The 12,286-nt window shown below is 57.9% G+C and carries 13 protein-coding genes; 1 reads left to right on the plus strand and 12 read right to left on the minus strand.

The features are described 5' to 3' along the window. Nucleotides 1-9 precede the first annotated feature (9 nt). The 3 genes from BFV97_RS09445 to BFV97_RS09455 form a co-directional block, all read right to left on the minus strand. Entirely contained in the window at nt 10-1,788 is a 1,779-nt protein-coding gene (locus BFV97_RS09445) for an SLC13 family permease (RefSeq protein WP_069300113.1), read from the minus strand. A gap of 91 nt (nt 1,789-1,879) precedes the next feature. Further along, nucleotides 1,880-2,695 carry a TIGR00282 family metallophosphoesterase gene (locus BFV97_RS09450; RefSeq protein WP_069300114.1) on the minus strand — a complete coding sequence of 272 codons (816 nt, stop codon included), beginning with the start codon at nt 2,693-2,695 and terminating at the stop codon, nt 1,880-1,882. Between the two features lie 37 nt (nt 2,696-2,732). After that, nucleotides 2,733-3,296, minus strand: a complete 564-nt coding sequence (locus BFV97_RS09455; protein ID WP_069300115.1) for a 5-formyltetrahydrofolate cyclo-ligase — start codon at nt 3,294-3,296, stop codon at nt 2,733-2,735. A 378-nt stretch (nt 3,297-3,674) separates the two neighbouring features. Between BFV97_RS09455 and BFV97_RS09460 the strand changes: the two genes are divergently transcribed. Beyond that, complete coding sequence (locus tag BFV97_RS09460; protein ID WP_069300116.1) at nt 3,675-4,127, plus strand: MmcB family DNA repair protein; 453 nt, start codon at nt 3,675-3,677, stop codon at nt 4,125-4,127. Between the two features lie 221 nt (nt 4,128-4,348). Here the strand turns inward: BFV97_RS09460 and BFV97_RS09465 are convergent, their stop codons facing one another. The 9 genes from BFV97_RS09465 to sdhC form a co-directional block, all read right to left on the minus strand. After that, nucleotides 4,349-5,992: an FAD-binding dehydrogenase gene (locus BFV97_RS09465; protein ID WP_069300117.1), complete on the minus strand. Its 1,644-nt coding sequence runs from the start codon at nt 5,990-5,992 to the stop codon at nt 4,349-4,351. Between the two features lie 88 nt (nt 5,993-6,080). Next, nucleotides 6,081-7,268 carry a type III PLP-dependent enzyme gene (locus BFV97_RS09470; protein ID WP_069300118.1) on the minus strand — a complete coding sequence of 396 codons (1,188 nt, stop codon included), beginning with the start codon at nt 7,266-7,268 and terminating at the stop codon, nt 6,081-6,083. Nucleotides 7,269-7,558: 290 nt separating this feature from the next. Next, on the minus strand, nt 7,559-8,338 hold the full coding sequence (locus BFV97_RS09475; RefSeq protein WP_069300119.1) for a succinate dehydrogenase iron-sulfur subunit: 780 nt from the start codon (nt 8,336-8,338) through the stop codon (nt 7,559-7,561). 111 nt (nt 8,339-8,449) lie between these two features. Continuing rightward, nucleotides 8,450-8,779, minus strand: coding sequence for a hypothetical protein (locus BFV97_RS09480; protein ID WP_069300120.1), 330 nt, complete (start codon nt 8,777-8,779; stop codon nt 8,450-8,452). Next, the gene (locus BFV97_RS09485) at nt 8,776-9,075 is read right to left on the minus strand and encodes a hypothetical protein (protein ID WP_069300121.1); all 300 of its coding nucleotides are present in this window, start codon (nt 9,073-9,075) and stop codon (nt 8,776-8,778) included. The genes BFV97_RS09480 and BFV97_RS09485 overlap by 4 nt, the downstream gene beginning before the upstream one ends. 16 nt (nt 9,076-9,091) lie before the next feature. Beyond that, the gene (locus tag BFV97_RS09490) at nt 9,092-9,403 is read right to left on the minus strand and encodes a hypothetical protein (RefSeq protein ID WP_157888305.1); all 312 of its coding nucleotides are present in this window, start codon (nt 9,401-9,403) and stop codon (nt 9,092-9,094) included. A 9-nt stretch (nt 9,404-9,412) separates the two neighbouring features. Further along, nucleotides 9,413-11,218, minus strand: coding sequence for a succinate dehydrogenase flavoprotein subunit (sdhA, locus tag BFV97_RS09495; protein ID WP_069300123.1), 1,806 nt, complete (start codon nt 11,216-11,218; stop codon nt 9,413-9,415). 15 nt (nt 11,219-11,233) lie between these two features. Continuing rightward, nucleotides 11,234-11,614, minus strand: coding sequence for a succinate dehydrogenase, hydrophobic membrane anchor protein (gene sdhD / locus BFV97_RS09500; protein ID WP_069300124.1), 381 nt, complete (start codon nt 11,612-11,614; stop codon nt 11,234-11,236). A gap of 12 nt (nt 11,615-11,626) precedes the next feature. After that, entirely contained in the window at nt 11,627-12,013 is a 387-nt protein-coding gene (gene sdhC, locus BFV97_RS09505) for a succinate dehydrogenase, cytochrome b556 subunit (protein ID WP_069300125.1), read from the minus strand. Nucleotides 12,014-12,286: the final 273 nt, after the last annotated feature.

Genomic DNA, 12,286 nt, shown 5'->3' on the forward strand with positions numbered 1-12,286 from the left:
TTTTAGCCCCTACAGCTCCCAGAATAGCGGGATCAATGCGCTGGCGAGCAAGCCAACGGTGATGTTCAGCGGCACACCGATCTTAAGAAAATCAGTAAAGGCATAGCCCCCCGGACCATAGACCAGCGTGTTGGTCTGATAGCCGATGGGCGTGGCAAAAGACGCGCTTGCCGCGACCATGACTGCAATCACCAGCGGGCGCGGATCAATCCCGAGCGCAGCAGCCAGCGCGATGGCAATGGGCGTCACCACCACCGCCACCGCATTATTGCTGACCAGTTCGGTTAATACCGAGGTAAGCAGGTAAATCGCCCAAATTACAAAGAATGGTGGCAGCCCGTGTAGCAGCGGCGCTACCCCGTTCGCCAACATTGCCACAGCGCCAGATTCCTGCAGCGCAGAGCCGATGCCGAGCATGGCAAAGATCAGCGCCAGCAAGCGCCCGTCAATAGAGCTGAAAGCCTCATCCGCATCAATGCAGCGCAGCATCAGCACAACGGCAACTGCCACAAGAGACAGCGCAAAGATCGGCGCAACCCCAAGGGCCGAGAGGATCACAACTCCGGCCAGCATCAGCACCACAATCGGGGCGTAGGCGCGGCGGAAAGGCCGCGCTTCTGGCATGGCGAGGTCTACCAGTTCCATCTCTTGTGCAAGCCGCTGTATGTCGTTGGGCGCACCTTCCAGCAGGATGGTATCCCCGACTTCGACCACGATATTTCCCACCTCACGGCCAAGGTTCTGGTTCCGCCGGTGCACCGCCATGGGATAAACCCCGAAGCGACGCCGCAGGTTCAGTGCAGATAATCGCCGCCCGATCATCCGGCACCCCGGTGTGATCAGCGCCTCTACGGTGGTGGTTTCGCGGTGGGACACTTTATCCGCAAGGATCACTTCCTTGTTTTCCTTCAGTCCCAAAAGCTCTGTGATGCGCGTGCGCAGCACCACGCGGTCGCCTGCCTCTAGCGTGACATCGGGAAACTGGAAGCGCAGGGTATTGTCGTTGCGCAGCACGTCGATCACCCGACCGCCGTCCCGCTTGAACGCATCAACCTGCAAAGGGTTTTCCCCGATGATGGCGCTGTCTTCGGGGACGACCACTTCGGTGATGAACTTCATGTTGGATTTGTCGCGCAGCATTTCTGCCATTGTGTCACGTTCTGGCAGGAGACGGGGGGCCATGATCCGCAGGTAAGTCGCGCCGTAAATCGCAAGGATGATGGCCATCGGTGTGACTTCAAACAAGGAGAACGGCGCCAGCCCGTTGGCCCGTGCCACACCGTCCACAAGTAGGTTTGTCGAGGTGCCAATCAGCGTCAACATCCCGCCAAAGATCGCCATATAGCTAAGGGGTATTAACAGCTTGGAGGCTTTCACCTGCATCATCCGCGCCATTTGCAGCGCCACGGGAATCAGCACCACAACCACCGGCGTATTGTTCATAAACGCACTTGCCAGCACGGTGAAACCGCCGAGTCCGGCCAAGACGGTTTTCGGCCGTGTCGCCCCGACTGTCGTCACCCAGTTGGACAAGCTGTAAAGCGCGCCGGTCCGCACCAGCGCACCGGACAGAATAAACATCGCGGCGATGGTCCACGGCGCGGGGTTTGAGAAAACATCAAGCGCTGTGGCATAGGGTAGAACGCCGGTCAGCAACAAAAAGGCTACGCCGCCAATGGCAACCACTTCGGTGGGATAGGTTTCCCGCACGAAGAGGATAAACATCACTACGACAACCCCCATCGAAAGCCATGCGTGCCAGGCTTGCGGGATGTATTCTTCTAGCATGTGCTACGCCTTTTAACTGCTGCGAGGCAGTGTGGCCGAAGGGGGCGGTCTGCTCAAGCCCGATCTTTGCGGCGCTGATAACCGCCGCGCATCAGACCGGCACGGATTGGGACAGGGTTCCACCGACACGGATCTGACAAACTCTGGTCGCCGCACCGGTGCGGTCGTCGGTTTCCACGTAAACTCCGGACAGGGTCGCTTCGTCATTGGCGGGGGTGAACCGTTCCTTGACCATCCCGGTCACAAAGCGGCGCAGGGGTTCGGTTTTCTCCATTCCGATCACGGAATGATAGTCACCGCACATGCCCGCATCGGATTGGAAGGCAGTGCCTTTTGGCAGGATCATCGTATCGGACGTGGGCACATGGGTATGGGTTCCCACCACAAGAGACGCGCGTCCATCAAGCCAGTGCCCCATGCCCATTTTTTCAGAGGTCGCTTCGGCATGGAAATCCACAATCACCGCATCAGCCATCCCGCCCCGCGGCGCGGCCTTCAGCGCTTGATCGAGGGCGGAAAACGGATCGGCAAAGGGCTTTTTCATAAACACCTGCCCCAGCGCCTGCGCCACAAAAACCTTGCGTCCGTTTTGTGCCGTGAACAGACGGGCACCCTTGCCGGGGGCTTGGGTTGCATAGTTCAGGGGACGCAGGATGCGGGGTTCCTGTTCGATAAAGGACAGCATGTCCTTTTGGTCAAACGCATGATCGCCAAGGGTCAGACAATCCGCACCAGCCTCCAGCAGCGCACGGGCATGGGCGGCATTCAATCCGGCCCCACTGGTCGCATTTTCGCCGTTTACAACAACGAAATCCAGCTTCCACTCCGCCCGCAAACCGGACAGACGCTCCAGTATGGCCCGGCGTCCCGCGCGGCCCATAACATCACCTAAAAAAAGTAGTTTCATAAGGCTATGCGATACTGCCAGTGCGCCCTAAGTGCAATTAAAAACGCAGAATCTCGGACTCTGTCACAATCGCATCCAGCCGGTAATCGGTCGGCTCCACCGGCACTTCGCTGACGTGCTGGGCGCTATAGGCAAAACCGATACCGACCACGGGTTTTTCAGCGCGCAGTGCCTCAAACGTGCGATCATAAAAACCGCCGCCGTATCCTAAACGGTAGCCTCGGGAATCAAAGGTCAGCAAGGGCGAGATCACAAGATCGGGCTGCAAGCGCGCGCCCTTTGCCGGAACCATCGCCCCGAAAGTACCTTCGATCATTTCGGTGTCAGGGGTCCATTCCACGAAAGACAGCGGCTGGCCTTGGGCTTCGATCAGGGGCACGCAGAGCCGTTTGCCCTGCTCGTGCAGTTTTACCATCGCAGGGGTTGGATCAATTTCAGTGCGCATCGCCATATAAGCCGAGACAATTTCCGCATCGGGATACCGCGCGATTTCTTCCAGAAGCTTCTCATTCGCCGCGCTGTCCAGCCCGGTGTTATGCACCTTGGCCCTTGCCGCAAAAGCCACTTTGCGTGCCTCTGCCTTTACCTGTGAAATATCCATCGAACACCTCGCTTCCATTTTCCACAAATATCCTCGCCGAAGGCGAAAATCTGCGCCAAAAGCGAAAACCGGTGCGGGAAAAGCGGCGGGCCCACTGAACCGCAGGGCGGCACAACCGTGGAAGTATGGGTATTCCCGAGAGCCTGTACAAAACAGGTGGGCACCGGGTGCGATAGACCAGGGTCAGTCACAGAGCCAGCTCCCTCAAGAAACTTATCGGCCACTGGAATAGATCTTCAGCACGAGAAGGGCAGAACCCGCCTCCACACAATCTAGGCCTTATGGTGGGGCGGGACAAGGGCTGGCGAAAAATAAACCCGCAGCCTGTAAATTCGTGCGCTCTTGACGAGATGTTCACGTATTGTTCATACTGACGCAATGGAATCGCTCCCCCCTCTTCAGGCCGGTCAACTGATCGCCCGCGGCACTGCCCGCCACCTGCGCCAGCATGATTTTCTCTGCATTGAGGAGTTCGTCCCAACCAGCGGTCTGCGGGTCGATCTGATGGCCTTGGGACCAAAATCCGAGCTTTGGGTGATCGAGTGTAAATCGGGCCGCGCCGATTTCATGGCCGATAGCAAATGGCAAGGCTATCTTGAATGGTGCGACCGGTTTTTTTGGGCGGTGCCACCGGATTTTCCGACGGAACTGCTGCCCGAAAATACCGGCCTGATCATTGCGGACGCCTATGATGCCGAGATCATCCGCCCTGCCCCCGAGACCAAACTGGCGGCGGCGCGGCGCAAGAAGATGGTGCTGAAATTTGCCCGCAACGCTGCGGACCGCTTGCGCCGTTATGTGGACCCGAAACCGGGCCGGATTTTCACCTGAAATCTTAAAACAACCGACTTGTGGCCGGGCATCCGGCTTGCCGTTGCGGTGGCCAGAGTCACGTTTGATACGCGCCGGTCCTATCCGGATCACCCTATAAATATGAAGCTTCATATAAGAAGCTTGTTTAGAGAAGCTTCATTTAAGAAGCTTCATATATGCAGTATGTTAACCCAGTTTTCCAATTAATTTCAGAAACTTACAAACGACCACCAAACCACTCAGGCATTCTCACCGGCCAGTTTTCCGGAAAAAATACAGCCCCCCAGAAACGTACCTTCCAGCGCGTTATACCCGTGATACCCGCCACCGCCAAAGCCGCAGACTTCTCCGGCGGCGTAGATTCCGTCTATCACTTGCCCCTGCTCGTCCAGAACCTGCGACTTCAGGTTTGTGTGCAGCCCGCCCAGCGACTTACGCGTCAGCACGTTCAGTCGCACAGCAATCAGCGGCCCCGCTACCGGATCGAGTATCTTGTGCGGTCGCGCCGTGCGGATCAGTTTATCGCCCAGATACCCCCGCGCCCCGTGGATCGCCGTGATCTGCGCGTCCTTGCTGAATTTATTGTCCAACTCACGATCACGCGCCTCAACCTGGCGGCGGATGTGATCCAGTTCTAGCGGCACCTCCGGCGTCAGCCGGTTCATCCCCGCGACCAGATCTTCCAGAGTATCGCGAACCACGAAATTCGCGCCGTGCTCTTTGAATGCCTCCACCGGGCCCGTTGCGCCCTTGCCAAGACGGGATTTCAGAACCTCCCGCCACCGGCCGGAGGTAAAGTCCGGATTCTGTTCCGACCCTGACAGGGCAAACTCTTTTTCAATAATCTTCTGGGTCAGGATGAACCAGCTATGCGCATGCCCTGTGGATAGAATGCGTTTCAACGTGCCGAGCGTGTCAAACCCCGGCAGATAGGGCGCCTCCATGCGCTGCCCCAAGGCATCAAACCACATAGACGAGGGTCCGGGCAGGATGCGAATGCCGTGATTGGGCCAGATCGGATCCCAATTCTGCACGCCTTCACAGTAATGCCACATCCGGTCGCCGTTGATCAGCCCCGCGCCAGCCTCTTGCGCCAGCCGCTGCATTTGTCCGTCTACATAATCCGGCACCCCCGCGACCATCTTTTGCGGTGGCGGGCCGAGCCGGTCTTGCGGCCAGTAGCGGCGCACCGCGTCGTGATCGCCGCCGATCCCGCCGCTGGTGATGATGATGCTCTGCGCAGTGGCGGTGAACTCCCCGACTACCGTGCGAGAGGTTGAAACCCCGCGCGCGGCACCAGTGGATTCCAGTATCTCTCCGTTCAGGACCTTGCCTTTCAGATCAATGCCGCTGACACGGTGGCGGAACCGGAACGTGATTTGTCCCGCGTCCCGCGCCTCAAGACAGGCCCGCGCGAACGGGGCCACAACGCCGGGTCCGGTGCCCCATGTCAGATGGAAGCGGGGCACGGAATTGCCATGCCCGTCCGCCTGCCCGCCACCCCGCTCGGCCCAGCCGACCACAGGGAACCAGCGCATTCCAAGGCTGTAAAGCCACGGGCGCATCTCGCCCGCTGCGAAATCCAGATAGGCTTGGGCAAAGGCTTCGGGGTTGGCATCTTCGGGCCGGTCGAATTGCGCAGAACCGTACCAGTCCTGTTCTGCCAGTTCACGGCTGTCGCGGATTTTCATCCGGCGCTGTTCTGGGGTATCCACCATGAACAATCCGCCGAGCGACCAGAACGCCTGCCCGCCAAGGGACTGTTCGCCCTCCTGATCCAGCACCAACACCTTGCGGCCTCGCGCAGCGGCCTGTGACGCCGCCACCAGTCCGGCCAGCCCGCTGCCAATCACGATTACATCCGTCTGATAGGTTTCGCCCATAATATGCCTCCCGCTTCACAGCAGCCTACGAGCAAGCTGTCTGTGAAGAAAGAAAAACCAAAGGCGCCCTGACGTCAGTTGCGGCGGATCAGATCACCACAACATCCAGCGGGGGGAATCCGTTAAAGCCGATGCTGGCATAGGTCGATGTATAGGCGCCGCAGTTGCGAATGATGAACCGGTCGCCGGATTTCAGACCCAGCGGCAGGTTCACAGGGCGTTTTTCATACAATACGTCGGCACTGTCACAGCTTGGTCCCGCCAGAATACAGGGGCCTGTTTCCTCGCCGTCCCGGTCGGTCAGGAACTGGTAGCGGATCGCTTCGTCCATGGTTTCTGCAAGACCGGAGAATTTCCCAATATCAAGATAGACCCAGCGGTGCATGTCGCTGTTGGATTTACGCGACACCAGCAGCACTTCGGCAGCAATCATACCGGCAGCCGCCACCAGACCACGGCCCGGTTCGGCCATCAGACGGGGCACCGCGCCGAAACGGGCGCGGATCAGCTCCATCACACGGGCCGCATAAGGGGTCGCTGCTTCGATGTCCTCGCCGTAGAAGGCGGGAAAACCACCACCGATGTTTAGCAGGGACAGGTCGAACCCCTGCGCCTGTGCCATGTGCCAGATGCCTGCGATCTGGTCGAGCGTGGCGGTCCACATTTTCGCACGGCGGGTTTGAGAGCCGACATGGAAAGAGAACCCAACCGGATCAAGTCCCAGTTCACGGGCATAACCCAGCAGCGCCAGCGCCTTGTCACGGGCGCAGCCGAATTTACGGGACAGGGGCCAGTCGGCCTCGGATGCGTCCACGATCAGACGGATGTAAACCTGCACACCGGGGGCATGTTCTGCAATTTTTTCAAGCTCTTCTTCCGCATCGGCCGCAAAGAGGCTGATGCCCGCGCCATAAGCGAACGCAATGTCAGAGGCTTTCTTGACAGTGTTGCCAAAGGAAATCCGCGCAGGGTCTGCACCGTGGGACAGACACATTTCGATCTCGGCCCGCGAAGCTGCATCAAAACCGGACCCAAGCTGCACCAGCCGCGCCAGAATAGCGTCAGCCGGATTTGCTTTGACAGCATAATGAATATGCGCATCACCAAGACCGGCGGCCAGTGCGTGATACTGGGCTTCGACCTGATCAATGTCCAGAACAAGGGTCGGGCGTTCAAACCGGGCGGTGCGCAGGAAGGTTTCCAGACGCAACTGTCGGTGAACAGAAGGGGCAATTACAGGTTTAGCGACCGCGAAGTCGGCGACAAAAGCATTCATGATGCATCTCCACTAGAACCGGCCATCCATGGCCGCTCATGTCCAAAGGAGACGTTACCGTCGCTACATAACCGTGCGGTTAGACCATCGTGCCAGAGGCGCGTGCGTTGGCGTCTTAAACGCGCATATGGGGCCAAAACCGAGTCGTGACAAGATAAATTATCGCACCGCTCGCATTTTCTTTTCGACACCGGAATGACCCCGTTCCACCCCGTAAAAACGCAATTAAAAAAGGGCAGCCGCTGTATGCGTCTGCCCCTGTTCTTCACGGCGAACCGATGGTTTTCCCATCACATGGTGCGTTCCACCATCAGCTTCTTGATCTCGCCAATGGCTTTCGCAGGGTTCAGACCTTTCGGACAGGTCTGCGCACAGTTCATGATGGTGTGACAACGATAAAGTTTGAACGGGTCGTGCAGATCGTCCAGACGTTCGCCCGTGGCTTCGTCACGGCTGTCAACGATCCAGCGGTAGGCGTGCAACAAAGCTGCCGGCCCGAGGTATTTATCGCCATTCCACCAGTAGCTGGGGCAGGATGCGGAACAGGAGGCGCACATCACGCATTCATACAATCCGTCGAGCTTTTTGCGGTCCTCAATCGACTGACGCCATTCCTTTTGCGGACGGTTTGTCTTGGTTTCCAGCCACGGCATGATGCTGGCGTGCTGGGCGTAAAAGTGGGTCAGATCAGGGATCAGGTCTTTGATCACAGGCATATGGGGCAGCGGATAGATTTTCACCTCGCCCTTCACCTCATCCAGACCGTAAATACAGGCCAGTGTGTTGATCCCGTCGATGTTCATCGCACAAGACCCGCAGATCCCTTCACGACAGGAGCGACGGAAGGTCAGGGTGGGATCGATCTCGTTCTTGATCTTGATCAGCGCGTCCAGAATCATCGGGCCGCAGGTGTCCATATCAAGGTAATAGGTATCAACGCGCGGGTTTTCCCCGGTTTCCGGATCAAAACGATAGATCTTGAACGCGCGCACATTGGTGGCGCCTTCCGGTTTTGGCCATGTTTTGCCAACAGTCATACGGGAGTTCTTGGGAAGGGTGAGTTCTACCATTTTATGCGTCTTCCTAACTGCGCGTTCGATCTTCGCGTGCGTGTCGTTGTCTTAACTTTTGGCTGGGAAGGGTTCCAGTCCATCTCATTGGTCTTGTTTGGATCAGGTCAGCTAGCCATAGGCCGGCAGGCTGGGAATATCATCTGGCACAGGGGTGCTTTTGGCGGGCCGGTTGCGGAACTGGCCACGGTAACAGTCTTTGTAATACGCGTTCACGGCTGCCTGATCCGGAAGCACCGCCTGCAAGCCGATCTGGATCCTGCCAGTGTCATCTGCAATCACCAGCGGGCGTCTGGCATATTTTTGCGCTTCCTGCGTGCAATAGGCCTGAACTTGCGCCTGTTTTTCGGCCTTAGAGGCGTCTGGCGTCTGGTCCTGCGTCACCGGAGTGCAGGCCATCCCCAGCGGAACAAGAACAAGGAGACCGGAAAATCGCATCATTTGAAAAGATTCCTTAAAACTGTGGGCGCAGGATCGCGGTAGTCCACCGGCGCATCCGGATATTGCTTGGAATAGGCCCAGACACAGGCGCGGTATTCGGTTTGCACACGGTAGGGCGGCGGCTCGTCACCGTATAGCCCATAGGGTTTGCGCCCGAATTTCACAGCCCGCTCGGTACAAACCTCAACCGCTTGCTCCAGCGACATCTGCGCCTGACGCGCTGTCGCCCCCTGCCCCGCACCAAGCGCGAGCAGCAGCAGACCGGCGGTCAGTGTTTGTGTCACCCCATGTGCCATTCAATCACCCATCCTGTCAGTTCCGCACCACAATACCCAGCCGCGCCGTACCCGAAATCCGAAGACCCGGTGCAACTTTGGGCTGCGGTGGATACTGGCCGGACTTTGCGTAAACGCAGGTCCGGTAGTGACGGTTCAGTTTCTCGACAGAGGGGGTATTCGCCCCGCCATCCGCAATCTGGCGGTTGTAGCGCATGGATTGCGTGTCACATTGGGCGATTGCCGCGCTTAAGGGTATCCGCTGGCGGGACTCCGCCACGCTGGCCACACCCAGGCTCAGGCAAAGCCCGATCCCCAAACTGCGCAACACTGGATAACCTTTGCTCACGATATGCTCCTAGTAAACCCGCGCTTTGGGCGCGATTTTCTTCAGGTCGATGCCGCCTTCTTTTTCCGGCGTAAGCGGATCAACGTGAACGTTACGATAGCTCAAATTGACTTCATTTCCAGAAACCCGCGCCAGGGTGTGCTTGCGCCAGTTCTTGTCGTCCCGATCAGGATAGTCCTCATGGGCGTGGGCGCCACGGCTTTCCTTGCGGGCTTCGGCCCCGACAATCGTGGCCAGCGCGTTTGGCATCAGATTGTCCAGCTCCAGCGTCTCCATCAGATCAGTGTTCCAGATCAGCGAACGGTCGGTGACTTTGATGTCGCCCATTTTGGCCGCTACCGCCTTCATCTTGTCCACACCTTCGGCCAGCGTCTTGTCGGTTCTGAACACGGCTGCATCTGCTTGCATGGTTTTTTGCATCTCAAGACGCAGATCTGCTGTCGGGATAGAACCGTTTGCATTGCGCATGGCGTCAAAACGATCCATCGCCTTTTCAACCGATGCCATGTTCAGCGGGCGGTTGCTTTCTTTGGGATCAACAATCTCAGCCGCCCTGATGGCGGCGGCGCGGCCAAAGACCACAAGGTCGATCAGACTGTTGGAGCCAAGACGGTTGGCCCCGTGAACCGAGGCACACCCCGCCTCGCCCACAGCCATCAGGCCGGGGAAGATACGGTCGTGGTTGCGGCTGGTCGGGTCAAGCACTTCGCCCCAATAGTTGGTCGGAATACCGCCCATGTTGTAATGTACGGTCGGCAGCACCGGGATCGGCTCTTTCGTCAGATCAACGCCAGCAAAGATACGCGCGCTTTCGGAAATACCGGGCAACCGTTCGGCCAAGGCTTCGGGCGGCAGGTGGTTCAGGTGCAGGTGGATGTGATCCCCGTCCTTGCCAATCCCGCGCCCTTCGCGGATTTCCATTGTCATACAGCGGGAGACAACATCGCGACTGGCGAGGTCTTTATAGGTGGGCGCATAACGCTCCATAAACCGTTCGCCTTCGGAGTTGGTCAGATAACCGCCCTCACCCCGTGCGCCTTCGGTGATCAGACAACCCGACCCGTAAATGCCGGTGGGGTGGAACTGTACGAATTCCATATCCTGCAAGGGCAGCCCCTGACGGGCCACCATGCCACCGCCATCCCCTGTACAGGTGTGGGCCGATGTGGCGCTGAAATAGGCGCGACCATAGCCGCCCGTCGCCAGAACAACCATCTTGGCGTTAAAGCGGTGGATCGTACCATCGTCCAGCTTCCATGCCAGCAAACCCTGACAGGTGCCGTCTTCCGCCATGATCAGATCCAGCGCGAAATATTCGATAAAGAATTCCGCGTTGTTCTTCAGCGACTGGCCATAAAGCGTGTGCAAAATGGCGTGGCCTGTACGGTCCGCCGCAGCACAGGTGCGTTGCACCGGCGGGCCTTCGCCAAATTCGGTGGTATGACCACCAAAGGGACGCTGGTAGATTTTACCTTCTTCGGTGCGGGAAAACGGCACGCCGTAGTGGTCCAGTTCGTAGACCGCTTTGGGGGCTTCACGGGCGAGGTATTCCATCGCATCCGTATCGCCAAGCCAGTCGGACCCTTTAACGGTATCGTATAGGTGCCACTGCCAGTTGTCCGGCCCCATATTCGCCAGCGAGGCCGCAATGCCGCCCTGCGCTGCAACCGTGTGGGAACGGGTCGGAAAAACTTTGGTCACACAGGCGGTCTTCAACCCCTGTTCGGCCATGCCAAGCGTGGCACGCAGGCCAGCGCCGCCGGCGCCGACAACGACAACATCATAAGTGTGGTCTACATATTCATAAGCGGACATAAATTCGGTCTCCGATCAGCCGGCAAAGGCGATTTTGGCAACAGCAAAGGCACCAGCGGCCCCAAAGAAGTAACAGATCAGGCGGGTTGCAACCAAGGAAATGGTCAGCGTCGCCTTACCGTGGACGTAGTCGAGCAGGATTTCCTTTATCCCGTCGGCAAGGTGTTTGAACACCACCAGCAGGAACAGGATCACGACGATCGCCTTGAACGGGTTCTGGAAGGCCGCAACCACCGCAGCGTGCTCTGCGCCGATCAGCGGACCGACAATCCAGAGGAATGCCAAAGTCAGCGGCACCAGTGCAACGGAAAGCACACGGCCTGTAAACCACTCATGCACACCCTCATTGGCAGCCCCGAGACCGATAACACGGCCAAGATCAGTTTTATAAGACATAACGCGCGCCCCTTAAATGAAACAGAACAGGCTGATGACGGTCAGCACGAAGCTGCCGATCACAACACCCCATCCGGTAGAGTTGACGGTCTTCAGATCGTATCCGATACCAAAATCCATCACCAGATGGCGCAACCCGCCAAGAAAGTGGAACCACAGCGCCCAAAGCGATCCGACAAGAATCAACAGGCCGAACCATGAGGTCAGGAACCCGTTGGCCATATCGTAATATTCAGGGCCGGAGGCCGCAGCCATAAGCCACCACACAACCAGAAAGGCCGCCAGCACCATGCCAGCCCCTGTAATCCGGTTCGCGATCGACACGAACATGGTAATGCTTAGACGATAGATGGATAGATGGGGGGATAGCGGGCGATTGCCTCGGTTCACGTCTGCCATAAGGCACCTCTTGATCAGCTTGCTGGGGCTTTGTTAGCAAAGATTTCTGCGGAGTCATAGGGAAGCGGTCAATTATTTGCGCTTGTGCCGTGCGGTTTTTTGACCATTTGCCACGGTTTTCGCGATTTTGTGATCACAGCAATATTTTCGTGATCACAAAATAGACTCCCTGCGCCGCGCGGTCGCGCATCCGCCTTCGGCGAGGATATTTGAAGAAAATGGAACCCTGCCGACTCTGTTCCAACCGGCAGGGCTCTTTTTGGGAAAAATATC

Source organism: Neptunicoccus sediminis (assembly GCF_001719615.1).
GTDB classification, from domain to species: Bacteria; Pseudomonadota; Alphaproteobacteria; order Rhodobacterales; family Rhodobacteraceae; genus Amylibacter; species Amylibacter sediminis.